Annotated in this window: 29 protein-coding genes and 1 other annotated feature; of the genes, 5 read left to right on the top strand and 24 right to left on the bottom strand. The window is 37.0% G+C overall.

The genetic code is table 11. The features are described 5' to 3' along the window. Nucleotides 1–77: 77 nt before the first annotated feature. From rsmA to IGJ90_RS03460, 3 genes are read right to left on the bottom strand one after another with little or no spacing between them, the layout of a single operon-like run. Nucleotides 78–965: a 16S rRNA (adenine(1518)-N(6)/adenine(1519)-N(6))-dimethyltransferase RsmA gene (rsmA, locus tag IGJ90_RS03470; RefSeq protein WP_002358849.1), complete on the bottom strand. Its 888-nt coding sequence runs from the start codon at nt 963–965 to the stop codon at nt 78–80. 18 nt (nt 966–983) lie between these two features. Beyond that, the gene (rnmV, locus tag IGJ90_RS03465) at nt 984–1,568 is read right to left on the bottom strand and encodes a ribonuclease M5 (RefSeq protein WP_002358848.1); all 585 of its coding nucleotides are present in this window, start codon (nt 1,566–1,568) and stop codon (nt 984–986) included. Next, the gene (locus IGJ90_RS03460; protein ID WP_002392088.1) at nt 1,565–2,335 is read right to left on the bottom strand and encodes a TatD family hydrolase; all 771 of its coding nucleotides are present in this window, start codon (nt 2,333–2,335) and stop codon (nt 1,565–1,567) included. The genes rnmV and IGJ90_RS03460 overlap by 4 nt, the downstream gene beginning before the upstream one ends. A gap of 134 nt (nt 2,336–2,469) precedes the next feature. On the opposite strand from IGJ90_RS03460, the gene IGJ90_RS03455 reads away from it, so the two are divergent. Then, nucleotides 2,470–4,692: a HelD family protein gene (locus IGJ90_RS03455; protein ID WP_002366306.1), complete on the top strand. Its 2,223-nt coding sequence runs from the start codon at nt 2,470–2,472 to the stop codon at nt 4,690–4,692. Nucleotides 4,693–4,812: 120 nt separating this feature from the next. After that, entirely contained in the window at nt 4,813–5,418 is a 606-nt protein-coding gene (locus IGJ90_RS03450; RefSeq protein ID WP_025186565.1) for a hypothetical protein, read from the top strand. 58 nt (nt 5,419–5,476) lie between these two features. Here IGJ90_RS03450 and IGJ90_RS03445 read toward each other — a convergent pair whose 3' ends face one another. The 10 genes from IGJ90_RS03445 to IGJ90_RS03400 form a co-directional block, all read right to left on the bottom strand. Beyond that, nucleotides 5,477–5,698: a hypothetical protein gene (locus IGJ90_RS03445; protein ID WP_002366304.1), complete on the bottom strand. Its 222-nt coding sequence runs from the start codon at nt 5,696–5,698 to the stop codon at nt 5,477–5,479. A gap of 167 nt (nt 5,699–5,865) precedes the next feature. After that, nucleotides 5,866–6,321, bottom strand: coding sequence for an IS200/IS605 family transposase (tnpA, locus tag IGJ90_RS03440; RefSeq protein ID WP_002366027.1), 456 nt, complete (start codon nt 6,319–6,321; stop codon nt 5,866–5,868). A gap of 209 nt (nt 6,322–6,530) precedes the next feature. After that, entirely contained in the window at nt 6,531–8,540 is a 2,010-nt protein-coding gene (metG, locus tag IGJ90_RS03435; protein ID WP_002366303.1) for a methionine--tRNA ligase, read from the bottom strand. Nucleotides 8,541–8,727: 187 nt separating this feature from the next. Further along, nucleotides 8,728–10,119 (bottom strand): amino acid permease, encoded by a 1,392-nt coding sequence (locus IGJ90_RS03430; RefSeq protein ID WP_002364708.1) that lies wholly within the window; start codon nt 10,117–10,119, stop codon nt 8,728–8,730. A gap of 40 nt (nt 10,120–10,159) precedes the next feature. Then, a complete protein-coding gene (locus IGJ90_RS03425) occupies nt 10,160–11,023 on the bottom strand; it encodes a GRP family sugar transporter (RefSeq protein ID WP_002355811.1) in 864 nt (287 codons plus the stop codon). 147 nt (nt 11,024–11,170) lie between these two features. Further along, the gene (gene sapS / locus IGJ90_RS03420) at nt 11,171–12,196 is read right to left on the bottom strand and encodes a two-component system sensor histidine kinase SapS (RefSeq protein WP_002361370.1); all 1,026 of its coding nucleotides are present in this window, start codon (nt 12,194–12,196) and stop codon (nt 11,171–11,173) included. 13 nt (nt 12,197–12,209) lie between these two features. After that, the gene (sapR, locus tag IGJ90_RS03415) at nt 12,210–12,884 is read right to left on the bottom strand and encodes a two-component system response regulator SapR (protein WP_002355809.1); all 675 of its coding nucleotides are present in this window, start codon (nt 12,882–12,884) and stop codon (nt 12,210–12,212) included. Between the two features lie 88 nt (nt 12,885–12,972). After that, the gene (locus IGJ90_RS03410; protein ID WP_002355808.1) at nt 12,973–13,197 is read right to left on the bottom strand and encodes a hypothetical protein; all 225 of its coding nucleotides are present in this window, start codon (nt 13,195–13,197) and stop codon (nt 12,973–12,975) included. Nucleotides 13,198–13,470: 273 nt separating this feature from the next. Beyond that, nucleotides 13,471–14,343, bottom strand: a complete 873-nt coding sequence (locus IGJ90_RS03405) for a VOC family protein (protein WP_002366300.1) — start codon at nt 14,341–14,343, stop codon at nt 13,471–13,473. 64 nt (nt 14,344–14,407) lie between these two features. Beyond that, nucleotides 14,408–15,238 carry a LysR family transcriptional regulator gene (locus tag IGJ90_RS03400; protein WP_002358839.1) on the bottom strand — a complete coding sequence of 277 codons (831 nt, stop codon included), beginning with the start codon at nt 15,236–15,238 and terminating at the stop codon, nt 14,408–14,410. 112 nt (nt 15,239–15,350) lie between these two features. Here IGJ90_RS03400 and IGJ90_RS03395 point away from each other — a divergent pair, with 112 nt between their 5' ends. Together IGJ90_RS03395 and IGJ90_RS03390 are read left to right on the top strand one after the other, a co-directional pair. Next, nucleotides 15,351–16,379, top strand: coding sequence for a YeiH family protein (locus tag IGJ90_RS03395; protein WP_438767577.1), 1,029 nt, complete (start codon nt 15,351–15,353; stop codon nt 16,377–16,379). Nucleotides 16,380–16,489: 110 nt separating this feature from the next. Continuing rightward, nucleotides 16,490–17,665: a SulP family inorganic anion transporter gene (locus IGJ90_RS03390; protein ID WP_002378096.1), complete on the top strand. Its 1,176-nt coding sequence runs from the start codon at nt 16,490–16,492 to the stop codon at nt 17,663–17,665. 15 nt (nt 17,666–17,680) lie between these two features. Here the strand turns inward: IGJ90_RS03390 and IGJ90_RS03385 are convergent, their stop codons facing one another. The 3 genes from IGJ90_RS03385 to IGJ90_RS03375 all read right to left on the bottom strand — a co-directional run bounded on the left by IGJ90_RS03385 (nt 17,681) and on the right by IGJ90_RS03375 (nt 19,039). Continuing rightward, entirely contained in the window at nt 17,681–18,100 is a 420-nt protein-coding gene (locus IGJ90_RS03385; protein ID WP_438767575.1) for a GrpB family protein, read from the bottom strand. Between the two features lie 17 nt (nt 18,101–18,117). Further along, entirely contained in the window at nt 18,118–18,612 is a 495-nt protein-coding gene (locus IGJ90_RS03380) for a GNAT family N-acetyltransferase (protein ID WP_025189180.1), read from the bottom strand. 67 nt (nt 18,613–18,679) lie between these two features. Next, the gene (locus IGJ90_RS03375) at nt 18,680–19,039 is read right to left on the bottom strand and encodes a DUF1304 domain-containing protein (RefSeq protein ID WP_438767573.1); all 360 of its coding nucleotides are present in this window, start codon (nt 19,037–19,039) and stop codon (nt 18,680–18,682) included. A 67-nt stretch (nt 19,040–19,106) separates the two neighbouring features. On the opposite strand from IGJ90_RS03375, the gene IGJ90_RS03370 reads away from it, so the two are divergent. Then, on the top strand, nt 19,107–19,487 hold the full coding sequence (locus IGJ90_RS03370; RefSeq protein ID WP_002385048.1) for an MmcQ/YjbR family DNA-binding protein: 381 nt from the start codon (nt 19,107–19,109) through the stop codon (nt 19,485–19,487). Between the two features lie 45 nt (nt 19,488–19,532). Here the strand turns inward: IGJ90_RS03370 and rplT are convergent, their stop codons facing one another. From rplT to opp1B, 8 genes are all read right to left on the bottom strand, one after another. Then, complete coding sequence (gene rplT / locus IGJ90_RS03365; protein ID WP_002355799.1) at nt 19,533–19,892, bottom strand: 50S ribosomal protein L20; 360 nt, start codon at nt 19,890–19,892, stop codon at nt 19,533–19,535. 60 nt (nt 19,893–19,952) lie between these two features. Then, on the bottom strand, nt 19,953–20,153 hold the full coding sequence (gene rpmI / locus IGJ90_RS03360; RefSeq protein WP_002355798.1) for a 50S ribosomal protein L35: 201 nt from the start codon (nt 20,151–20,153) through the stop codon (nt 19,953–19,955). A gap of 113 nt (nt 20,154–20,266) precedes the next feature. After that, entirely contained in the window at nt 20,267–20,788 is a 522-nt protein-coding gene (infC, locus tag IGJ90_RS03355; RefSeq protein WP_002355797.1) for a translation initiation factor IF-3, read from the bottom strand. A 54-nt stretch (nt 20,789–20,842) separates the two neighbouring features. Beyond that, nucleotides 20,843–20,974, bottom strand: a sequence feature (ribosomal protein L20 leader region). A gap of 212 nt (nt 20,975–21,186) precedes the next feature. Continuing rightward, nucleotides 21,187–22,257 (bottom strand): RNA-guided endonuclease TnpB family protein, encoded by a 1,071-nt coding sequence (locus IGJ90_RS03350; protein ID WP_202577505.1) that lies wholly within the window; start codon nt 22,255–22,257, stop codon nt 21,187–21,189. Between the two features lie 40 nt (nt 22,258–22,297). After that, nucleotides 22,298–23,254, bottom strand: a complete 957-nt coding sequence (gene opp1F / locus IGJ90_RS03345) for an oligopeptide ABC transporter ATP-binding protein Opp1F (RefSeq protein WP_438767571.1) — start codon at nt 23,252–23,254, stop codon at nt 22,298–22,300. Further along, nucleotides 23,254–24,312, bottom strand: a complete 1,059-nt coding sequence (gene opp1D / locus IGJ90_RS03340; RefSeq protein ID WP_002355794.1) for an oligopeptide ABC transporter ATP-binding protein Opp1D — start codon at nt 24,310–24,312, stop codon at nt 23,254–23,256. The genes opp1F and opp1D overlap by 1 nt, the downstream gene beginning before the upstream one ends. A 9-nt stretch (nt 24,313–24,321) precedes the next feature. Further along, a complete protein-coding gene (opp1C, locus tag IGJ90_RS03335) occupies nt 24,322–25,374 on the bottom strand; it encodes an oligopeptide ABC transporter permease Opp1C (protein WP_002355787.1) in 1,053 nt (350 codons plus the stop codon). Next, nucleotides 25,374–26,315: an oligopeptide ABC transporter permease Opp1B gene (opp1B, locus tag IGJ90_RS03330; protein ID WP_002381304.1), complete on the bottom strand. Its 942-nt coding sequence runs from the start codon at nt 26,313–26,315 to the stop codon at nt 25,374–25,376. The genes opp1C and opp1B overlap by 1 nt, the downstream gene beginning before the upstream one ends. Nucleotides 26,316–26,376 lie beyond the last annotated feature (61 nt).

The following is a 26,376-nucleotide window of genomic DNA, read 5'->3' as shown; positions in this document are numbered from 1 at the left end:
TAGCTGAACAGCCGCAATGTGTCAAGACACATAAAAGAACTTTCTGTTATTTCTCATAAATAACAGAAAGTTCTTTTTTATACTGGTTTATTTTTTTCTAAAGCATTACTTAAACGAGCGAATTCTTCTAAAGACAATGTTTCACCACGTCTAGAAGGATCGATTTCTGCTTCAGCCAGGCTTTCTTTTAGCCAAGCCACCGTTTGTTCATCTTTCCCATAAAAATGCGTTAAGTTATTCCACAATGTTTTACGTCTTAATTGGAAACTGGCTTTGGTTAGTTTGAAAAATTCTTTTTCATTGGTCACTGTCACCGCTGGTGTAGCACGGCGCGTCAATTTAATAATCGCCGAGTCAACATTGGGCTGCGGCACAAAAACCGTTTTTGGCACAATAAAGGCGACACTTGCTTCCATAAAATATTGGACAGCAATTGATAATGAGCCATAAGCTTTCGTTCCTGGTTTAGCAGCAATTCGATCAGCGACCTCTTTTTGCATCATCACAACCATTTCGGCTACATCTAAAGAAGATTCTAAAAAATGCATCATAATTGGCGTAGTAATATAGTAAGGTAGGTTCGCTACCACTTTAATCGGATACTTCTCTTGAAAAACTTGGTTGGTTGTCTCGACCAAATCAGCTTTTAAAACATCCTGATGTACCACTGTTACATTATCATAGCGACTTAAGGTATCCGCTAAGACAGGAATCAAGCGATCATCAATCTCAAAAGCCACAACTTGTGCCGCGTTCATCGCTAATTGCTCTGTTAATGCACCAATTCCAGGCCCGACTTCGACAACATTTGTCTGCTGATTGATTCCCGCTGTTTCTACAATTTTTCTTAAAATATTAGGCTCTGTCAAAAAATTTTGACCTAAACTCTTTTTAAATGAAAATCCATGTTTTTTTAGTATTTCTTTGGTTCTGGATGGTGTGGCAATTTCTTTATAGTCCGTCACGCTTGTTCCTCCATGTAGTTATTCTTCGTTTGCAAGTTCTTTTAAAATACGTGTCATGCTTTCTTTCAATTCTGCTTCTGTAATCCGAAACATGCTTAACCGTTTGACTAACTGTTTGCTATTTGTATAGCCAATTCTTAGGTCATCTCCTAATAATTCACGGTATTTTTTGGCATTTGCTCCCGCTATTAAACCATATTCAACTAGTGTTTGTCTAGGAATTTCTTGATAGTCTTCATCAGCTTGAACAGGTGTTACGACTTTTTTTAAGGCTTCAATAATTGCTTCATCACTAGCATGTTCAACCCCTAGGCTACCTCCATTTTTTTTAGGCACTGCGACTTTTCTTGATAAAAAAGCATGCTTTGCATCAGGAACGACTTCCATTATTGTTTTACGAATTTTTTCGCCCGAATAATCTGGATCTGTAAAAATAATCACGCCTCTCGTTTCTTGTGCGTGTTCAATTTGTGTCAAAATTTCATCATTGATAGCAGAGCCAATCGTTTCAATCGTATCCGCTGCAACTACCTCTTGAATGCGGCGTGTGTCGTCTTTTCCTTCAACGACAATGATTTCTGCAACTTTCATTTTTTCTTTCATTTATCTATCCGAAACAAGCGATGAGCGTTGACTCTCGTTTGTTCTGCCACTTCTTCAAAGGTTAGTTGTCGTAATTCAGCAATTTTTTCCACTACGTATCGTGTATAGCCTGGTTCATTCCGTTTACCACGATAAGGAACAGGGGCTAAATAGGGTGCATCTGTTTCCACCAACATTCGTTCAAGTGGTACCGCCATCGCCGCTTCTTGAACATCCAACGCCTTTTTAAACGTTACGACGCCACTAAAAGAAATATGCAAACCTAAATCTAAAAATTTCTTCATCCACTCGGCATCGCCACTGAAACTATGCATGATTCCACCAATATCTGAAATTTTTTCATCTTTTAAAATTCGATAGGTATCTTCTAATGCCTCTCTCGTATGCACACTAAACGGTAAATTCATTTCCCGAGCAATCGCAATTTGACGGCGAAAGACTTTTTCTTGCACCTCTTTAGGATCCTCCATCCAGTAATAATCAAGACCGATTTCACCTAATGCGACAATTTTTGGCAACGTTAATTGTTCTTGTAATCGTCGTTCAACCTCTGGCGTATAGCTATCCGCTTCTGTTGGATGCCAACCAATGATACTATAAATATTGGCATATTCCTGACTAAGTAAAAGAGATTTTTCAATCGTTGGTTCATCAAAACCGACCACGGCCATCTCTGTAACACCCAATTCTTGGGCATGTGCAATCGTTTCTGGAATATCATCATTAAATTGTTCTGCATTCAAATGTGTATGTGTATCAAAAATCATTATGATTGCCTCCTTTATCTCCTCTCTACTTTATCATATTTCTTGAAAAATCTGAATGACTAGGCGACAAGATTCGCCATTTCCTCATAAACAGCGCTTGCATTTATGCTAAAAGTAACGTATACTATTCAGTCATGTTATTAAAAGGAGGAATCTCCATGACCGATGAAAAAATTTATGAACAACAGCATTTAACAACGGTTTATCATGAGCTGCAAGCGGCTAAAAAAGTTTACGAAGAGCAATTGGCGAACACAATGAAAGATGGCAAACATATGCTAGAGGAATTTGGTCGCGATTCTAAGCTGAATTTTGATAGTTATGCCGATAATCTAGAGACGTTTGCCATGTTGGAAATGAAGAACCGTGAAATTGATCAGTGGAACTTAAAAAATGAAGCAACGGCTAAAAATTTAGACAAAGTGAAACGCCTATTACAAGTTCCTTATTTTGGCAAAATTGGCGTGACTTTTGAAGACAGCCCTGAAGAGCCAGAAAACTTTTATATTGGCGTAAACGATTTTACTTCTTTAGAAGAAGAAACGCGCATTCACGATTGGCGCTCACCGATTGCTTCGTTATTTTATGACAATGTTTTAGGGAAAACAGCCTACATGGCACATCAACAAACCATTCCTGTACAACTTGATTTGAAAAGACAGTTAATTATTGAAAAAGATCAATTAATCAACTATTTTGACACAACCATTGCGATTCAAGATGATGTGTTATTGCATTCTTTAGAAGAAGATGCTTCTCCTTATATGAAGGACATTACGACAACCATTCAACAAGAACAAAATCAAATAATTCGTGACGAAACGCAGCCACTCCTACTAGTCAACGGGATTGCTGGTAGTGGGAAAACGTCTGCGATTATGCAACGGATTGCTTATTTACTTTATCAACATCGAGCAGAAATTACAGCGGATAATATTTTATTACTTTCACCAAATTCAACATTTATTGATTATATTTCTCAAGTTTTACCGAATTTAGGCGAACGAAATCCCTTGAATTTGACTCTTTTACAATTTTTGCGCTTCACTACCAAAGAAGCATGGCCAATGGAAGAAGAAACGGACTATTTCGAACGCATTACTCGCTCTGAGGCAACGGAGCAAGAGCACGTTATTCGTTCAAAAGAATTTGCAACGTTTCTTTTAAGCAATCCTGAAAAAGCGGTTGTGCAGCCACATTTTTTCCGTCCTTTAACTTTTAAAAAGCAGACCTTATTTACTTCAGAAACAATTTTTAAACTTTATCAAGAAACACCAGCTGACTTGAGTATTCGCCAACGAATTTCAGCCACAAAAGAAAAGTTAACCAGTCTTTGGACACGGTACTTATTAAAACAAGCCCATTCTAAAAAAATGTTGGATCAATTCCAAGATTTAACAGAAGCTGAACAAGTTCGTTATTTTGGCACAGTGATTACCGAAGATAATGAAAAACATCTGGCTGATTTTGCTTTAAAACGTTTGAAGAAAAAATATCTCTCTGTCACTGCCGCTATCAAAAATGATGCTTGGCTAGATCAATGGGCCTTTTTTGAAACGTTTTATTCTTTATTCACTGGAAAATCGTATCAAAAAGAGACAGCTGTTTTCACAGCCGATGAAATTGTGGCCCTTATTTTGGTGAAACATGCATTTATTGAAAACCTCGCCAACCAGCAAATGGCTTTTATCCTAGTCGATGAAGTCCAAGATTATACAGAAGCCCAATTATTATTACTGCTGACACTTTTCCCTAAAGCTAGTTTTACTTTAGCTGGTGATGAAAATCAAGCCATTTTTAATACAGCCATTGAATTTTCTGAAGCTCATGATTTATTGGTTAACGAAACCAGCCGTTCTGTTGGAACCTATCAATTATTAAACAGTTACCGTTCAAGTAAAGAAATTACACGACTCTTCCAAACATTAGGCACTCAACCAGAGCAATTAACCATTGTGCCCATCCGGCATGATGGAGAAAAGCCGACATTTATTCCTTGTGACTCTGCGTCTGACTATCTTAAAGCAATCGTAACTTCCATTACAACTTTTGATCCGAAAGAAAGCACCGCCATTATTACTAAAACTTTTGCAGAAAAAGAACAATTAACAAAAGAACTTAGTGCTTCTCTTTCATTGGAAGAACATCCGTCACTGCAAGTTTTATCAATTGATATGGCAAAAGGTCTAGAATTTGATAATGTAATTCTTCATAACCCAAATGTTAATCGTTATTCCGACAATAAACGAGATAAAAAAATCCTGTATACTGCTATTTCTCGTGGAATGAAACGGGTCGTTTTACCTTATACCGGCACACTTTCTGAATGGTTTACACCTTACTTGGCAGCCCAGTAACTGAGACTTAAGGCGGATTTTATTTTTAGAAAAACCACTTATAATAGACGAGTAGGCACTGCTTTTTAATTAGCAGACCTACTCGTTTGTTGTCTCTTAAGTTGAGAGGAGCGTGATAAGGTGAAACAATCACCTGATTTAGAAAATTTTTTAAAAACCTCTATCCAAAAAAATGTAACTATTGAGCGAAAACAACAAAACCAAACCATTTGGCACTGGCTACTGCTTATTTTATTTGGCTTGCTAACCTTTGGCTCACTGACACAGCAGTTACTCCTAATTGGCTTGTTTACACTTATTGCCGCTATTGTTAAAGGTCCCTTAATGCTCGTCTGGGGAACCATCTATTCGGCGTTAGTGGCTTTGTTTCCACCTTTCGCTTTAGTTCTATCTTTACTTTTTTTTATAATTAATTTAGGCACCGTTATGAAAAGTTGGCGGATTACTTTAACAAGTGCTTACTTTTATCTAGTTCCTTTAGGTTTTAGTCTCTTGAAAACGACCGACTGGGTATCAACGCCTTATTTCCTGACAGGCTTGGCTTTGTTAAGTATTTTAGGGCTGCATTTTATATTAGAGTGGCTCTATAAAAATAATAGCTTAGGCCGTTTACTCACGTGGCAAATTATTAGTGTCCCTTTTTCACTCTTACTGATCATTTTACCAAGTCGCCTAACGAAAGTCCGTTTTGGTAAAAAACGAATACCTAAAAAAGTGAAACTCTAAAATAGAAAAGCCTAGGAAAAATCGCAAATGATTTTTTCTAGGCTTTTCTTCGATTCTTTTAATTTAAAAATTCGTTTATTTTCGATTTTAGGACGTCGATAATATTATTTACTTCTATATCGCCACTTTCTATTTTTTTCCACAAAACAAAGCCCCAAATAATTATATTTATCGTAACTAAAGCACCAATAATACGTTTATTCCTAGCAGATGTATAGGCCTTTCTCCATTTTGGATCATTTTTACGTCTTTTTAAAAATTCATAAGTATGATAAGCCATCAAACTTCCCCCACATCAAATCACTTTTCTTCTAGTATACAGTAAATATCCACCCGCATAGCGGGTGGCTTTTTAATAGCCCTAGAAGGGCTCGCTACCTGCTGCTCCCTTTAAGGGAGCTTTTTTTAGAGACCGCCAACCGCTACCATTCTATTCTTATCTAGTTGTTACTTACTAAATGGATCTCTATACTCTCTTTTGTTTATACTATCCCTTACTCGATCTTCTGCTTCTTGTTCTCGTATATACTTAGCTATCGTTTTTTGGTTCAGACCTACAGTGCTCACATAATAGCCTTTTGACCAAAATGATCTATTCCCATAATTATATTTTAAATTCGCATGACGTTCATGAATGATTACTGCACTTCTTCCTTTTAAGAAACCCATGAATCCTGATACACTCAACTTCGGCGGGATTCTTACCAACATATGGATATGGTCAGGCATTGCATGAGCTTCAATGATTTCGACTTCTTTCATTTCACACAATTTTCTCAGTATTTTTCCAATATCCTGCCTTAACTGACCATAGATTACTTTTCTTCTATATTTTGGTGTAAATACAAGATGGTACTTACAATTCCAACGAGTATGTGCTAAACTTTTATCGTCGTTCGACATACAAAAACTCCTTTCGATTAGATAACGGTTGGTAGCCTTTATCTATTATATCGAAAGGAGTTTTTATCGCTAAAGCTCTGAGCTCCACGCGCAGTACGCGTGGTTTTTTTGTCGAAATCTCTTTAGAGATTTCAACTGACTAAAGTCATTAAAAAAAGTAGTAAAGATAAAAGGTTACAATTCACCTTTTATCTTTACCACTTATGCTTTTATGCGATTCCTGCACCATTTGGCATTTCTTTTGGTGCTTCAACAATTTGAAGTTTACCTTCTGGTGATTCAGCTGAAAGAATCATTCCTTGGCTAATTTGACCACGCATTTTTCTTGGTTTTAAGTTAGCCACAATGACTACTTTTTTGCCAATTAGCGCAGCTGGATCTGGATAAAATTCAGCAATACCTGAAAGAATTTGACGATGGTTTTCATCTCCAGCATCTAAACGGAATTGCAATAATTTATCTGCTCCTTTGACTTTTTTACAGTCAATAACTTCGGCAACTTTTAATTCCACTTTATCGAAATCATCGTACTTAATTTGCTTTTCTTTCGTTGAAACCAACGTTGTTTCTTCTGGATTCCATTTAATATCCTCTTCTGTAGCACTTTCGCTTTGGGACATTTTCTTTTGAATATACGTCACTTCTGTTTCAATTTCTAAACGTGGGAAAATAGGTGTTCCTTTACTTGTTACTGTTACGTCTGTTGGGAACTCACCAAAATGAATATTTTCCATGTTCATTGTTTCTGGATCTAAGCCTAATTGTTCGAAAATTTTCCCTGGTGTTTCTGTCATGACTGGTTGCAATAAGATTGCCACAATTCGTAAGCTTTCCGCTAAATGGATCATAACACTTTCTAATTCGTTGCGTTTCTCTTCTTCTTTAGCCAATACCCAAGGCGCTGTTTCATCAATATATTTATTGGCACGAGAAACTAGCGTCCAGATTTCTGCAATGGCCGTGTTAAATTCCATTTTTTCCATTGCTTCATGATATTTTCCAATAACATTCGCCGCAGTTGTCGATAGTTCACTATCAAATGGGGTAACTTTTGAAGCATAGGCTGGTACTTTGCCATCACAATATTTATTAATCATCGCAATTGTTCGATTCAACAAGTTTCCTAAGTCATTAGCTAAATCATAATTTAAGCGAGAAACGAAATCTTCTGGTGTAAAGACGCCATCACTACCAAATGGAATTGCTCGTAATAAATAATAACGTAACGCATCTAGACCGTAGCGTTCTACTAACATTTCAGGGTAAACAACATTTCCTTTAGATTTAGACATTTTTCCGTCTTTCATCAATAACCAACCATGTCCAAAGACTTTTTTCGGTAATGGTAAATCCAAGGCCATTAACATAATTGGCCAATAAATCGTATGGAAACGCACGATTTCTTTCCCAACCATTTGCACGTTCGCAGGCCAATATTTTTGGAATAATGAATCATCTTCTGAACCATAACCTAGTGCTGTAATATAGTTTGATAACGCATCAATCCATACGTAAACCACATGTTTTGGATCATTTTTTAATGGAATTCCCCAAGAGAAAGTCGTTCTTGAAACGGCTAAATCTTCTAATCCTGGTTTGATGAAGTTATTTAGCATCTCATTTTTACGAGATTCTGGTTGAATAAATTCTGGATGTTCTTCGTAATATTGTACCAAGCGATCCGCATATTTACTCATGCGGAAGAAATAGGATTCTTCTTTAACTAATTCGACTTCGTGACCACTTGGTGCTTTCCCACCAATGACATTGCCTTCATCGTCACGATATACTTCAGCTAATTGTGTTTCAGTGAAAAATTCTTCATCAGAAACTGAATACCAACCTTCATATTCTCCAAGGTAGATATCTCCTTGTTCTACTAAACGATCAAAAATTCGTTGCACGGCTGCCATGTGATAATCATCCGTTGTCCGAATAAATTTATCATAGCTGATATCTAATGTTTTCCATAATTTTTGAACATCTGCTGCCATTTTATCAACGTACTCTTTTGGTGTCACATTCAACTCAGCAGCTTTTTTTTCAATTTTTTGGCCATGTTCATCCACACCTGTTAAATAAAATACATCAAAACCCATTAAACGCTTGTAACGGGCCATTGCATCGCAGGCGATTGTTGTATATGAATTCCCAATATGTAACTTCCCACTTGGGTAATAAATTGGGGTGGTAATATAAAATGTTTCTTTCTGTGACATACAGAAAAAACCTCCTTTAGTCATTTTCCTAAACCCTCAGGATTTACTCCTAAACAGTATACCATAATTAGACATTATTAAACTATATTTCTTGTCGGTTTTCTCTTGAAAATGAAGAAAATGCCAGAAAGAAAAGAGAGAAACACCTGTCTATTTGACAAGTATTCCTCTCTTTTTTCGTTCACTTTTATTCTTTTGTCTCGAAACGAACGATACTATGGTGTCGTCCATAAAAGAAATAAATAGCCAAACCAATCACTACGGCTATGCCAAATACTTGCCAAGTAGCTAAAGACAATTGGAACATCAAAGCCGCGCAAACCACAATTGAAATTAATGGTAGAACCGGCACAAGCGGCACTTTAAATTCACCTGCTTGCGGTTCTCCTTTCATTGTCCGTAATTTGATAATTCCTAAAGCGAGAAACATCAGATAAAAGAGTGTCACGATATTTGTAAGTTCAGCCAACATCTCCATTGGAACAACACCAGCAAAAACCATTGCTAAAAATCCAGCTACATAGGTTGCATTCTTAGGTGTGTGCCGCTTCTCATCAATTTTGCTCATAAACTGCGGCAGTAATCCATCTTTACTAATCGCATAAATCACACGGGCTAAACTGTACATCATCGCAATCGTCACTGTTAATAAGGTTAAAATAGCGCCAACTGAAATGATTGTCGCAATTGCGCCATGATTAATGAAGCGCATCGCAAAAGCCACCGGATCCTTGACCCCTAAATCCGTAAATGGAACAATTCCAGTTAAAACTAACGTAACAACAATATATAACAATGTTGAAATAATAATGGAACCAATAATCCCTTTTGGAATATCTTTTTTCGGATTCTTCACTTCCTCCGCGGCCATGCTGACCGCATCAAACCCTAGAAAGGCAAAGAAAACTAAAGCAGCACCACTGAAAACGCCTGAAAAACCATAAGGAATAAATGGTTGCCAGTTCGTTGGTTTCACATAAAAGATCCCAACGAGAACAAATAATAAAATAATCCCAAACTTCACGAAAACCATTAAGTTATTTAAACGTAACGCTGTTTTCGCTTCTAAAGATACCCAAAAAGTTACGGCTACAACGACCAACATGGCAATCAAATCAATATATGTACCATTTGTTGGATTATAAGCGCCACTTAACGCTTGCGGTAAAGAAAAACCTAAGCTATCCAAAAAGCCATGAACATAGCCTGACCAACCTGAAGCAACGGATGAAACCGCCAAGAAAAACTCACAAATAATCATCCAACCAGTCATCCAAGCCACAATTTCTCCAAAGACCACATACATGTAGGCATACGGCCCACCAATGACCGGAATACGTGATGCAAATTCTGCATAGCATAAACCAGATAAAATAATCGCGGCTGCTGCTACCAGAAATGATAAGACGAGCCCTGGACCTGCATAGCGTTCCGCTGCGACACCTGTCACAACAAAAATCCCTGTTCCTACTACAGCCCCAATTCCTAGAAAAATTAAGTCCATCGTCTTAAGATTTTTTTTCATCCCACCACTGTCATTGACAGGCACAGTGATTTCTTTTTTTCTGAAAATAGACATATGTTTACCCCCGTAAAAAAAATAAGCGTAAATAAACTATTTACGCTTTCATATACCCTAAAAGAATACCACCTAGAATAACAAAAATGCAACCAAAAATAACATAAAACATTTCTTTTTTTGATTTTCTTTCGCCTAAAAGGAAGATGCCCCCAAGAGTCGAAATAATAATCCCCATTTGTGATAAAGAGAAGCTAATAGCTAAGCCAATTTCACGCATGGTTAATAACATACAAATATTTCCTAAGCCCCAAAGCAGACCCGTCGTCATATTCATCCAAACAAAACGATCAACTTTGACTTTTTTGAAGGCAAAGAAACTAGCCCCCACTAACATACCAATACTTTGTGGCAAAATAATTCCCCACGGATCTAAACCAGTGGCATTAATAATGATGGTATAGACACCATACCCAACTGTTGAGAAAATCAAGGCCCGAATCCCTTTATTAAAATCTAACATACTATTTGAGGTTTTCGGTTGACTGTCATCATCTTGTCGAGCTGTTAAATACACCCCAAAAACTAAAAAGGCTAAAGCGATAAAGCCCACAACAAAGTCTTTTGTTTTTGTCCATTCATGGAAAAAAACAGCCCCTGCAACGGTATTAACAACTAACTGCATCCCAGTTGAAATTGGTAAGCCAACTGAAACGCCCATATATTTCATGCTATGAAATTGTTGATTCTGTCCCAAACTCCAGAATAAACCAGATATAAATCCAACAATTAATGTGGCTGTCGTCAACGTAGGCTGGATGACAAAAAAGACAACAATTGAAAATAGTAATGCGCCGATTGTCATACCTAACGTTTGTTGATTGGCGCTTCCACCAATTTTACCGCTGACTAAACCAATACTGCCCCACGCAATCATGGGCACTAAAGCGATAAGTAAACTCATAATATTCTCCTAACAAATTTATTTCATTTCATTCTAACAATAAAAACGTTTTCTAAACAACTAAGAAGAGTAAGAGAAGTTAGCAAGAAAGTTTTAATAAATAAAAAAAGGCCTATCACCTCTTTAATTTGCTGATAGACCTACTTTTTATTTCACTTCATTATAATAACTGAGGGAAGGGAAAAACAATGTCATCGTCGTCCCTTGCCCTTCTGTCGATTCGACTGTTAAATCATGACCTAACTTTTTCGCTAAGCTATGAGCCAAATACAGACCAAGACCAGTCGAATGCTGTTCGCTTTTTCGCCCGTTTTCACCAGTAAATCCTTTATCGAAAATGCGTCGTTGATCTTGCGTCGGAATGCCAATCCCAGAATCTTTTAAAGATAAATAAATACCTTGTTTATTTTTGGAAATTAGAACCGTAATCGTACCGCCTTCTGGCGTATACTTGACTGCATTACTTAATAATTGGCGGAAAATAAAAATGACCCATTTTCGGTCGGTTAAAACCGCTTCATCTTCTCCTTCAATTGAGAATTGCAATCTTTTTTGGATAAAATAATTTGCTTGCGTACGAACAACAGATTGCACAATTTCTTTTAAAGAATATTCTTGAAGTAAATAATCTCGAGAAAAGCTGTCCAATCTAGCATAATATAGGACTTGCTCGACATATTCATCAATTTTCCCTAACTCATTTTCCAATAGATAATATTTTTTCTCTGGAATATCATCTTCGACAGATTGTACCAGTAACGTGATAGCCGCTAGGGGGACTTTGATTTCATGAACCCAAGAGTCAATGTAATCTTTTTGGTCCTGTTGGTTGTTAATTGCTTGCTGCATGGTTTGTTGGTGCTCTTGCAATAAACCGTTAATATACGTTTGGACAAGTAGTTCTTCTTCTTTTTCTGCTGTATTCAAATATTCTTGTAAAGAAGGCGGCTCTTTTTCCGTTGCCAACGAAAGCCACCACTTACGTTTTAAATAATAATCAATTGTTAAAAATAGCGATAAAAAAACACTTTGCAGTAAAAAGATATAGCCAACCACTGTCCAATCTAAGCGGACATTAGGAGCCAACCATAAAATAAAACAAGTTAAGAACAGAAAAAATAACCAACCAATTAGTAATAACCAGCGATCTTTTAAATACTTTAGAATGGTCATTGTCTACTCCTATCTAGGGCACCATATAACCGACGCCCACTTTGGTTTCAATATAGCCAGCAATCCCTGCTTGCTCAATTTTTTTTCGTAAACGATTGATATTTACCGTCAACGTATTGTCATCCACAAAACGTTCATCGTCCCATAAAGCGCGCAATAGTTTTTCACGTGTTAAAATTTTTCCGTGCTTTTTCATTAAAAGATACAGTAATCGGTATTCATTTTTACTTAAATCGATCATTTCGCCTTTGATTTCCATTCGTCCATTGTCCACATTTAAAGTAATGCCATTATGTGAAAGCACTTCACTATCCGTATCGGAATAGTTATAAGAGCGGCGCAACAAAGCATTGATTTTAGCAATTAAAACATCTATCTGGAACGGTTTTGTAACAAAATCATCCGCGCCCATGTTCATCGCCATAATCATATCCATATTGGTACTACGACTCGAAATAAAAATAATTGGTACTTTAGAAACTTCACGAATTTTTTGACACCAATAGTACCCATCGTAAACAGGTAAATTAATATCCATCAAGACTAATTGGGGATTCTCCTCTTGAAAATCATCCAATACATCATTAAAATCGGTTGTTCCAATCGTTTCAAATTGCCATTTTTGTAATTCCTCGCTAATTAATTCTCGAATGGTTGTTTCATCTTCGACAATCATGATTTTAGCCATGCAATCCCACCTCTTTTATTTCTAAATTTTCATCTTTCTTATCCTAACAAACTTCATTCTTTTTGGATATAGGACTTTATGATGATTTTTACACTATTTCAAAAATAGGCGCTAATAATTCCCATTCTGATAACATGATGAATTTACCAACAAAAGCAAAAATACCATCTAATAATAACACAGACATATTAATTCCTAATACAATAGAAGCTTTTTCGACAATTGGCATGGACTTTTTATTTTTCAAAATAAGATATAAAACAAAGTTTGTTCCATAAGTAAAAACTGTTAACAACACAATTAACTCAATCATTTTACCACTTCCTATTTTGGACTTTTCATTTTTCCTTCAATAATTGCTACTCTTAATTATAGCATAATCTTATAAAAAAATCGGCAGAGTCCTAACCCTTAAGATAAACAACAGAATAGAAGCAGCCTCTTTGGAACTCGCAAGAATCGAGCCTTTTTTAAGAGTTGAAGGTCTTGATCCTTAAAAGACAAGCCCTTCAACTCTAGTATGTTCCATGTATTGGAATTGATACCAACGTAACGAAGTGTAGTCGATCAGACAACCTCAGTTTTTCTAATGATTATATTTGTCATACACTTCTTTTAACTGGTTTAAATCTATTTTTTTCATTTGGTACAATTTTTTGGTCACTTCATTTGCTCTAGCTGGATTTGAGTCAGATAAATAACGTTTCAGTTCAGGATTGCCTGTTTGCCAACTGACCCCAAATTGATCTTCCATCCAGCCACACGGCCATTCTTTCCCTTTAGCAGTCACTTGTTGCCATAGCCGATCTATTTCCTCCTGATTTTCACAATCAATATAAATGGAGAAAGCCATGGTAAAATCAAAATCATGTTTATCTCGTGCATCCATTACTCGAAACGGTTGCTCCTGTAATGTGAAAAGTGCTTGAGCAACGTTCCCATCTTCATATTCAACTTTTTCAATTATTTCGCCTGGACCGAAAATCGCCAACCATTCTGATAGAGCTTTGGCTGCTTCGCCATATTTTTCATTAGCAAACATAAAGGTTGGTACAATTGTTTGTTCTTTTCCCGAAAAAGACACTTGCCAAGAGACACCAAATTTGTCCACTACCCAACCATATAAAGGACTAAAAGGATATTCCCCAAAAGGCATCAATATCTGTCCATCTGCTGTTAAATTTTTCCACAACGTTTCTGTTTGTGATAATGTTTTACATTCAACAAAAAATGAACTAGCTGGCGTAAAGGAAAATTCTGGTCCGCCATTTAAACCAATGATTGTTTGGTTCGCCAAGGTAAATTCAATGGTCATTAATGATGTTCCTTGAGGTTGGTGCTCCTCATTAACGTAGTTCGTTTTACTTAGAATCGCACCTTTTTCAAAGATTGTTGTATAGAAGTTAGCAGCTTCTTCCGCTTGTGTGTCAAACCATAAACAAGGTGAAAATTTAGGCATTGTGGTTCCCTCCTTCGTTTTCTTTAGTGTAGTCAAAGATTGATAAATAAACAAAGAGAACGTTTTAGTATTTATTCATTTCCGTCTGATAGAATCGATAAATTGCTTGTTTTACTTCTTGAAGCAAGGAGGATTTTAAATGTCCCCGTGTCAAAAAATAAAAGGAACGCCAGTACTTTTCACCTAACGTTTGGAAGGGGATTTTTTCAGTAATCGCCTTTCTTGAAAGCAACGATTGCCCCATGCCCAATTCCAACATTTTAACAATCATTTCATTATTTTTAACCGTCATGAGTGTTGGGCTTTGATTACTTTCTTCTAAATACTGTTGGGTATAATGAAAGACCCCAGAATCCTTTTCACGTACCAACCAATTCTGATTGGCAGGGTCCCCAGCTAAAACCAATTGATCCTGAATAATTTCTTCACGAGAGGCGCCTTTCGTAATTAATGGTTTTTCGATAAAGCCAAAATCAACTTGATGTTTTTCAACTTTTTCCACTACTTCTTCTGAATTGTTCATTTCTAAAACAAAATTGATTGTTGCATACTGTGTCTGTAAATGCTGCATCAGTTGCGGCAAATAATAAACTGCAAAAGTATTAGACGCAGCAATTCGGCAAGTTTCTTTAGGTAATCTCGCCTGATGAAGAGCTGTTAATGTTTCTTGCCAATCATCAGCTAAATTTAGCAAACGATTATACAAGACTTCTGCTTGCCTAGTAGGGACTACATCTTGTCGACCATTTCTTAAAAACAATGAACAGCCTAATTCTTCTTCTAATTGTTTGATTTGATTAGAAACGGCTGGTTGTGAGATATATAAGCAGGTAGCTGCTTTGGAAAAGTTCATTTGCTCATACACAATTTGAAAAGTCTTTAATAATTTAAACATGGGTATCCTTTCGATAACTTTCTATTATAAATATTATTTTAACTATTTATTTCTCAAATGTAAAAAATTTCGTTATACTGGAAGTAATGAACAAGAAAGAGAGATTTTTTCAATGAAAAATTCAGAAAATGATTATATCCAATCTTTATTCCAAATTCTTCCCGGATTGCTAACAGCTTTCCTTGTCGCCTGCCTTAGCAAGTTTCTTGCCATCTGGTTACCTAGATTAGGCGCCGCAACGATAGCTATTTTACTAGGAATCTTTTTGGGAAATACCTTTGTTCGCGGTGCCAATTTAAATCGTGGAACCAAAGTAGCCGAAAGTAAATTACTAGAATTTTCTGTTGTTTTATTGGGAACCACCGTGACCTTTCAAACGATTGCCCAAATTGGCTTACAAGGTGTCGTATTTATTCTCATTCAAATGTCGCTGACCATTATTTTTGCCTATTTGATCGGTAAAAAACTGGCTTTTTCTGATAATATGTCTTTATTGATGGCTGGTGGTAATGCCGTTTGTGGGTCTTCTGCCATTGCTTCGATTGCTCCAGCAATTCAAGCAGATGAGGAAGAAAAAGGCCAAATCATTACTTTAGTAAACTTATTAGGAACCGTTTTAATGTTGACCTTACCCATTTTAAGTGGGATTCTCTATGGTACCAATTTGTTGGCTCGTAGCGCACTAATCGGAGGGACTTTACAATCAGTTGGTCAGGTTGTCGCCAGTGCCAATATGGTCAATGAGAACGCAGTTCAACTTGCGATGCTCTTTAAAATTATGCGGATTGTCCTACTCGTAGCAGTTGTCTATTTATTTGGACGTTTCAAGCAAAGTAAGACGACAGAATCAGAGGCTGAGTTGGTAGAAGTCACCAAAAAAAGCAGCGCCCTACCTTGGTATGTAGTTGGCTTTTTCATTGCCTGTGTCTTTAATAGTTTGATTCATTTCCCCGTCGTGATCAGTGAGACTGCTCATTTCTTTAGTTCTTGGTTTGAAATTACTGCCTTGGCAGCAATCGGGTTACGACTCGATTTTAAAAAGTTTTTCCAAGAAGGCAAACGTTTCTTAATCTATGGTTTATCAGTAGGAACTGTTCAAGTCGTCCTAGCCATTTTGTTGTTGGCACTGCTACAGTTCTAATAAAAAAGTTTGACGTGTTAACGTCAAACTTTTTTATTTCAGCTTATTCATGCTATTATGAATAAGGTTTTATTAACTTAAAGGTTTTATTAACTTAAAGGAGTTTTTCGATGTTATTTAGTATTAAAAAAAGCGAATGGTTAGGCAATGAACGAAATGATCTATTTGCCGGTCTCGTTTCTTCTGTCGCCATTTTACCAGAAGTAATCGGGTTTGCGATTATTGCTGGTGTTCACCCGCTTTCTGCAGTGTTTGCTTCAGCTGTTACTTTACTTGTGATTACTTTTACGGGCGGCCGTCCGGCAATGGTCTCGGCGTCTGCTGGTTCAATGGCCTTAGTCCTTGCAGGCTTAATTCAAGCACACGGTTTGTCATACATGCTTGCTGCGACTATTTTAACAGGCTTTCTACAATTTATTTTAGGTTATTTAGGTATCCACAAATTGATGCGCTTTATTCCCAAGACAGTGATGTACGGATTCGTCAATGCGTTAGCCATTTTAATTTTCATGGCGCAAGTACAACAATTGCCTCATCAAACACTGTGGTCCTACGGCATGATTATCTGTAGTATCTTACTTATTTATCTATTACCTAAGTTTATTACAATTGTGCCTCCTGCTTTAATTGTTATTTTATTCATGACTATCCTGTCCTATTTTTTAAAAGGTCATTTGCAAACGGTAGGTGATCTTGGTGAAATGAGTCAGTTTCATCCAGCGATCCGTTGGCCTAATGTACCCGTCAACTTAGAAACGTTGCGGATTATTTTACCTAGCTCTGTTGCCTTAGCAATGGTCGGGTTAATTGAATCTTTATTGACGATCCCCATTGTGGACAAAATGACAGCGAGCCAAAGTGATAGCCAACGAGAAGTTAAGGCGCAAGGATTCGCTAACATAATTACCGGCTTTTTTGGTGGCCAAGCTGGCTGTGCGATGATCGGGCAAGCGGTCATTAATGTTAAATCAGGGGGACGAAAACGGCTTTCTACTTTGATTTCAGGTATTACCCTCCTTCTATTCATTTTTGTTTTTAAATCCGTGATGGTAGCCATTCCTACAGCTGCATTGATTGGGATCATGATGACAGTGGCAGTCGACACCTTTGATTGGGAAAGTTTACAGCTTTTCCGAACTTTTGAAATTACTGAAATTGTTATTTTACTCGTGACAGTGGGTGTGATCGTCTATACGCATAATTTAGCGATTGGAATTATTCTAGGTGTTCTTTTAAGTGGTCTTCTTTATCATTTTTTCAAAAAAGAACCAAAAAAAAGTTGCTAACTTTAGCAACTTTTTTTATTTTTCCCAATATTTCTTCAACGCTTCTTTTTCTATTTTCTTAATGAACGCATCTTTGCCATCCATATATTTATCAATGCTATCGGGGTGTGCTTGGGCCAATTGCTTTTTTAATGTACCATAGGTTGTAGCAATTGCCGGATTTTTTCGTAAATAACGACGTCCTGATAGTCCAAATTCCCCCATATATTCATAACCGATTCTTTCAAATTCCCCTTGTAACAGGTCTACTTTTTCAATTTCTTCAACAATGACCAAAAAATCAATAATTGGTTTGGCTGCTAAATTAGGCACAGATGTGCTACCGATATGTTCAACTTTAAGACAATTTTCCTTTAGAATCTGTTTCAACGCTTGGGCTTCTTCTTCAAACTGTTCCACCCAGGCTGGTTGGTATTCTGTAACGATTACTCGCATGGTTTCTCCCTTCTTTTCTATATCCGTTTCATATGTAAAATAGGAAACGGATTTCCTTGAGGATCTTCCTTTGATTCACCAATTACTTGAAACCCTTGAGATTGATAGAACTTCACTGCCCCTTCATTTTGTTTATTAGCATCAACAAAGACAATTGATTCTTGCTCTATTAACTTTTGGATAATTTCTCCACCATAGCCTTTACGAAAATAGACTGGGTCAATAAATAACATTTCCAACGTTTGTTGATTTGTTCCACTAAAGCCCACACATTTCTGTTCTTCATTTAACCACATACTTAATTGAACTTGTTGAAAATAATCAGGTAAAACCACTTCGATTTTATCAATATCTGCCTGACTCAAAAACAAATGGGTAGCTTCTACTGAAGAACGCCATAGAGAAATTAATTGAGGATAATCGTTTTTTTTTACTTCTTTTTGGTTCAGCATTTTTAATTCCTCCCTATCTAATAAACAAAGTATACCACATTTTGTCTCTCTCAATTCCATAAAAAATAGTCAAATCAACCGTGTTTTTTCTGTCGATTTGACTGTCTCTCTCTATTAACTCTGATGGCTAAACAAGTAAACTAATCAAAGCCACGATGGCTAAACCGCCTTGTGTTAAAATAATTTTTTTATCACTAGTTAAGCTACCGTACGCCGCCACTAAAATAATATAAATCAATAAAAATCTTGTCATCTCCATCGTTGCTTGCGCAAAATAGACACTATAAATAAGTCCTGCACCGATTAGTCCATTATAGATTCCTTGATTTTTAAACAATGTAGTCACTGATTTTCTTTGTAACTCTTGCTTATCCATTTTAAAAACACGGCTTGTTGTCTCAGATGTTGGTACAATCGTTTCTAAATACATAATGTAGAAAAATTCTACCGCCACCAAGGTTACTAAAATTGTTGAAATTAATGTCATCTGCTCCCTCCTCCCATTCCTTTGAACGAAGTAATTTTATGTAATTTTTGCTATGATGTAAATAGATATGCCTAGCCTTAACGAAAGGAAGAAACCTATGACTTTTCAAGAAACTATTAGCGCCTATATCCAAGAACGTTATCAGATAACGCCCGATTTTCCTTTTAAAAAACACCCAGACTATCTCGTCTTTCGTCATCCTAGAAATGCAAAATGGTTTGCTTTAATTATGCCACTGGATGCACAACTGCTCGGCGCTACCGAGAATAAGCAGCTCACTATTTTAACCGTTAAACTTGCGCCTGAATTGATTGCCTTATTAAAGAACCAACCTGGCTATTTTCCTGCCTATCATATGAATAAAGAGCATTGGTTAAGTCTTTCTGAAGAAATTCCGCTCTCACAAGTTTTTTCATTTATAGATGAAAGTTACCAACGGAGTTATTAAAAAAACACCCTACTCAAGGAGTAAGGTGTGAAAGATTATTTAAGCTTATTTGCTTAAAGCGTCTTTTGCTTGTTCAGCTAACGCTGTAAATGCTGCTGCATCGTTAACGGCTAAGTCAGCTAACATTTTGCGGTTGATATCAATCTCTGCCAATTTCAAACCGTGCATTAATTTAGAATAGCTTAAGCCATTCATGCGAGCTGCCGCGTTGATACGTGCAATCCATAATTTACGGAAGTCACGTTTCTTTTGACGACGGTCTCTGAATGCATAGTAATAAGAGTTCATTACTTGTTCTTTTGCTGATTTAAATAAAGTATGTTTTGATCCGTAGTAGCCTTTCGCTAACTTAAGGACTTTTTTACGACGTTTACGGGTTACTGTTCCACCTTTAACACGTGCCATGTTGAATTCCTCCTAATATCTTGTTTCTCTTGACGGTAATCTAAAAGTCACCGAGTTGTTTTATTTCATTCTTGCTAATTGTTGGCGGATACGTTTGTAATCGCCTTTTGCAACCATGCTTGCTTTACGCAATTGACGGCGTTGTTTTTTAGTTTTACCGTGGAAACGGTGAGATGTAAAGGCACGGCCACGTTTTAAGCCGCCTCCACCAGTACGTTTTACACGTTTTGCTAATCCACGGTGTGTTTTTTGTTTTGGCATGACTAATTTTCCTCCTCAAAATCTTTGCTTCAAGTGAAAGACTCTAACAGTCACAACTGTCGAATATCCTTCTTGTAGAAATTACCAAAAGTCCGAATGCTCGGTCTCTTCGTTTACTTGTCGTTTTTCGGTGCCAGCGTTAGAAACATGCTGCGTCCGTCCATTTTCGCTTTTTGTTCCACTGTGGCGATGTCCGCAGTTTCTTCAGCTAAGCGATCAAGAACTTTCTGACCAATCTCTTTATGGGTAATGGCACGGCCTTTGAAACGGATAGAAGCTTTCACTTTGTCTCCTTTTTCTAAGAACTTACGCGCATTACGAAGTTTTGTATTGAAGTCATTTACGTCAATTGTTGGACTTAAACGAACTTCTTTGACGTTGATCACTTTTTGTTTCTTGCGAGCTTCACGCTCTTTCTTTTGTTGTTCGAAACGGAATTTTCCATAATCCATAATTCGCGCAACTGGTGGTTTCGCTCCTGGCGCTACAAGTACTAAATCCAAGTTTGCAGATTCAGCGATTTGTAATGCTTCTGCTTTGGTTTTTACACCTAATTGTTCACCATCTTGTCCGATCAAACGTAACTCGCGTGCACGAATGCCGTCGTTAACCATCATATCCTTTGCTATGGTCATTCACCTCCAAAATTTTTAAGAGAAAATCCTAACGGAAGTCTGCTTTGTTTGCTAAATGCAATAAAAAAACAGGTTCCTATCCAGAACCCGCCAACAGTCTGCCTTACTTAAAAAAATAAGGAATACTTTATCTAGCCCAGCGATATACTCAACTAAGGCGAGAAGCGGGTGCTTCTGCTTTCATTTCTCAACTTCACTAGTTTACCTTAGTTTATCCTAGTTGTCAATATATTTCCTCAAAAAAAACGAATCTAGCACTAGATTCGTTTGAACTCGTATTTTGATCATTAATAATTAGTGGACTGTCCCAATGTGACTTCCTAGAAACAAATGGTTCAACACATGGTGTACATTTTCTATCCCCTAGGCGATCCCTGTAGTCCCTACAGTTCTTCTATTTATAAGGTTTCTCGTTTAGACAAGCCACGTTCTAAGATTTTTTGGCTTCTAAGATACTCTGAATTTTCTGTACTTTCAGAAAAAGACAACTCTGTTTCTATCTCCTCTGACTCAATACAAATGAGTTCTTTGCCATACCATTGTGCTTTATACAACAGTTTAGCTAAAAATAAAGACCAAGCCAGTTCAGAACGATCATGTTTTGGCGGCCGCTCATTACTGTGATGGGCTTTTTCAATACAAATAACATCGTAACTTGAAACCAATTCCGTTGTAATTTTGTTTAAAATATCCGTTCGTTGGTTGGCTATTTTTTCGCGAATTTTTGCGACTTTTATTTTTTGTTTTTGATAATTTTTTGCTTGCGAAAGATCGACACCTTTTTCCAAAGCAATCATTTTACGCTTGTTTAATTTTCGTTCTTCTTGACGTAGTTTTTGCTTTAAATACTTTGAACAATAGCTTTTTTCGAAGCTTTCACCATTCGAAAGCAGCGCAAATTTTTCCCTACTGCTACAAATTCCCACCATTTTTTGTTGCTTTGTTTTCGTTTCAATCGGCGCTTCACACAAAATGGAAACATAATAATTGTGACTCGCACTCATAGAAATAGTTACAGATTTTATCTCCCCCAGCGGTTGGCGGTGTACCTTCATTTTAATTAAAGATTTCAATTTAGGTACTTTCAAATAACGATTATCCAAAATTTTGACCGTGCCATGTTGATTGTTCGTAGTGTAGGAATGCACCGTTTCTTTCTTTTTCTTTTTTGGAAAGCCCATCCCTTTTTCCCGATAAAAATTTTTAAAGGCTCGATCCAAATAAACTTGTGCATTTGCCAAAGCTAAACTATCAACTTCTCTGAGGACAGGGTATTGTTTCTTATATTTAGCTGGCGTTGGCATTTTAAACGTTTGTTGAGGATTTTTTCGCTTCTCTTTGTAGATATCAATCCGGTCTTGTAACATTAAATTATACACCAAGCGAACACAAGAAAATGTTTTTTGAATAAACTCTTCTTGTTTTGAGGTTGGATAAAGTCTGTATTTATAAGCTTTCAGAGCCTTCATCTCATAACCACCCTACCAAGATAGTTAGAAAAGAAGCTGGTTATAAACCAGCTTTTCTTTTCTTCTCTTCAATTTTTTCACGGTACATTGCAACTTCGTCTTCAGCACAATAAACATAGTGTCCATTGAGAATTTCACGGAGCTCACGATCTTTCCCATCTGCCGCTGCAGGCTGGTAAACGATCCGTTTACGTGTGCGTTCATAGTCTGGATCTGGTAATGGAATCGCAGAAAGTAAACTTTCTGTATAAGGATGAACGCCGAAATTATAGACATCATCACTTGTGCCCATTTCCAATAATTTCCCACTGTGCATTACGCCAATTCGGTCACTGATATGTTTTACCATCGATAAGTCATGTGCGATAAACAAGTAAGTTAAGCCTTGTTCTTTTTGTAAATCTTGTAATAAGTTTACTACTTGAGCTTGAATCGACACATCCAAAGCCGAAATCGGCTCATCACAGATAATGAAACGTGGATTAACCGCTAAAGCACGAGCAATCCCGATCCGTTGACGTTGCCCACCAGAAAACTCATGAGGATAACGCGTACTGTGACTTGGATTTAAGCCCACCGTTTTTAAAAGTTCATTGACTTTTTCTTCCCGCTCTTTTGGTGTTTTAGCTAATCCATTGACATCGATTCCTTCAGCAATAATATCATTGACTTTCATTCTTGGATTCAATGAAGCATATGGATCTTGGAAGATCATTTGGACATCGCGGCGGAATGCTTGCATGTCCGCTTTTGATTTAATTTTGCTAATATCTTTTCCATCGAAAAGAATTTCACCAGCAGTTGGATCATATAAACGAATGACACTGCGACCAGTTGTTGATTTTCCACTTCCTGATTCGCCAACTAATCCAAAGGTTTCGCCTTCAAAAATATGAAAACTAATGTCATCAATGGCTTTTACTTCGTCTTTACGACCAACATTGAAATGCTGTTTCAAACCAGTGACTTCTAATAGGACTTTTTTCTCTTCTGCCATTAATTACTACCTCCTGGATTTTTTTGACGCTCTGCATAAATTGCCCAACGACGAACAATCTCTGCTGGAGGCGTAACTTTTGGTGCTTGTGGTGCTAATAACCATGTTGCTGCTTTGTGGGTTGGTGATACTTCAAAATAAGGTGGTTCTTTTTCTGTATCAATTTTTAAAGCAAACTCATTCCGTGGATAGAAGGCATCTCCAGTTGGTGGATCTAATAAATCTGGAGGTGAACCTGGAATCGCATAAAGTTTGTCTTCTGTTCCTTCCATCGTTGGCATTGACCCTAAAAGTCCCCAAGTATATGGATGTTGTGGATTATAGAAAATTTCTTCTGCTGTTCCCACTTCAACCAGACGTCCACCGTACATGACAGCGACACGGTCAGCCACGTTCGCTACTACCCCTAAATCATGGGTAATGAAAATAATCGAAGTGCTAATTTTTTCTTGTAAGTCTTTTAATAACTCTAAAATTTGTGCTTGGATGGTTACATCCAACGCTGTAGTTGGTTCATCTGCAATTAGAACTTCTGGATAACAAATTAAAGCAATTGCAATGACAATCCGTTGACGTTGTCCACCAGAAAATTGGTGTGGATAGTTTTTCAAACGTTTTTCAGCATTAGGAATGCCGACTAATTTTAGTAATTCTAATGCTTGCGCTAAGCCTTCTTTTTTTGAGACTTTATTATGTTTGATTAATGATTCCGCCACTTGTTTGCCAATTGGCATCGTTGGGTCTAATGAAGTCATCGGATCTTGGAAAATCATTGCGATTTCTTTACCACGAATGGCTTGCATTTGTTTTTCTGTTTTATGAACAATATCTTGTCCTTTAAACAAAATTTCCCCGTTATCAATATTGGCATTACTGCTCAACAAACGCATAATACTGCGGGTTGTAACAGATTTACCACTCCCTGATTCACCTACGATGGCTAACGTTTCACCTTTATAAAGATCAAAACTCACACCACGAATGGCGTTGACTTTACCTGCAAATGTATCAAAGGAGATTCTTAAGTCTTTAACTTCTAATACTTTTTCCATAGTCATTCACCACTCTTACTCTTTCATCTTAGGATCAAATGCATCACGTAAACCATCAGCTAACAAGTTGAAACAAATCATGATAACTGAAAGTGTTGCCGCTGGAATCCACATTAAATATGGAAGGAAACGGAAAGTTTTGTATCCTTCGTTTAACAAGGTTCCTAAAGATGCGGTTGGTGGACGTAAGCCTAACCCAATAAAACTTAGGAACGCTTCAAAGAAAATTGCCGATGGGATACTGAACATCATTTGGACAATAATGACACTTGAGATATTCGGTAAAATATGTTTAATAGCAATTTTCCAACGAGATTCGCCCAATGTTTCTGCTGCCATGACAAACTCTTGATCTTTTAGTTTCATGGTCTGGGCTCGCACAATCCTGGCCATTGATATCCAGTTTGTAATAACCATGGCCAAAACAATCGAAACAATCCCTGGATCAAAGACTGTTAGCATCAAGATCATAACAACTAAGTTAGGAATACCAGAAAGAACTTCTAAAATACGTTGCATTACTGTATCGACACGACCGCCGACTAACCCGGAAATCAGTCCATACGTTACCCCAATCGTAATATCTAGAATTGCCGCGATAAACGCAATTAATAAGGAAATACGTGTTCCCATAAATAAACGACTTAGGACATCACGACCTAAACCATCTGTTCCTAGATAAAAGTTTACGTTATCTGGAACGTTTGCTTGTGCATATTTATCAACTAATTGACCAGCAACTGTTGTTTTACCATTTAAACCATTCACGCTTTCCAAGCCAGGAATTCGTGGTGGTAAGTTAATGTAAGAAACATTTTGTTTCGTTGGGTTATGTGGTGAAACCCAAATGGTAATAATAGAGATAAAGATAATAACTGCTAAGAAACTCATTGAGATAACTGCAGCTTTATTCTTTTTCAAACGACGCCATGAGTCTTGTAAGAAACTTAAAGACGGTGTGGCAATACGCTCTCTTTCTTTTAGAGTTGAAGTGTTTAGAGGCTGAAACTCATCTGCCGGAATATCTTTAATCGCTTGTGGTAGATTATTTTTATTGACTGTTTCCATTAGCCTTTTGCACCTCCTGATACGCGAATTCTTGGATCAATTAAACCATAAAGTAAGTCAACAATCAGAATTACAACAACTAACATTGTTGAATACAAAATAGTTACTGCCATAATTGTTGGATAGTCGTTTGTCATAATTGATTTTACAAACTGTTCCCCAATTCCAGGGATGGCAAAAATATTTTCTACTACTAAAGAACCTGTCATTAAACCAACGGCTAAAGGTCCTAATAAGGTAATCAATGGAATTAAACTGTTTCTTAACCCGTGGCGGAATGCAACTTGCCAGCGACTCAAGCCTTTTGCTTTGGCTAATTCGACATAATCACTATGCAAGACCTCTACCATCTCGGTTCGAATAAACCTAGCCGAATCGGCCATTGGACTCATTGCCAAGGCAATAGTTGGTAAAATTGTGTAGGCAAAACCATTCCACATAGCAATTGGTAAGATTCTTAATTTCATTGCAAAAATGTATTGTAATAATACCGCGAAAACAAAGTTTGGAATAGAACGACCTAAAATGGCTAACAATGTTGCCAACGTATCTACCCAAGTATTTTGACGCATCGCTGCGATAATCCCCAATAAAATACCGACTAACGTACCAAAGATAATCGCTTGTCCTCCCAGTTGAAGGGATGGCCCAATTCGACCAGCTAATAACTTAGCAACAGGTTGGTTTTTAAATTGGAATGAAATACCAAAGTCTCCTGTTACCAGGTTCTTTAAGTAAATTCCGTATTGAACAATCACTGGTTTATCTAAGCCAGATTGTTTATTCAACATAGCGATTGTTTCTGGACTAAGTTTTTCTTGGTTGGTATAAGGCGTACCTGGTAATAATTGCATTAAGAAAAACGTAATCGTTGCGATTAACCACAAAGTGATAATCATGAAAAAGATCCGTTTAAGAAAATATTTTCCAAAACTATTCAATAATGACACCTCCGAGATTTTTTTGACTTCCTCAGTTATTTTCGTTAAAGTAATGACTAGA

The sequence above is a fragment of the Enterococcus sp. AZ129 genome (assembly GCF_051714505.1).
Lineage (GTDB): Bacteria > Bacillota > Bacilli > Lactobacillales > Enterococcaceae > Enterococcus > Enterococcus faecalis.
This window is presented reverse-complemented; position numbering and strand designations above follow the sequence as displayed.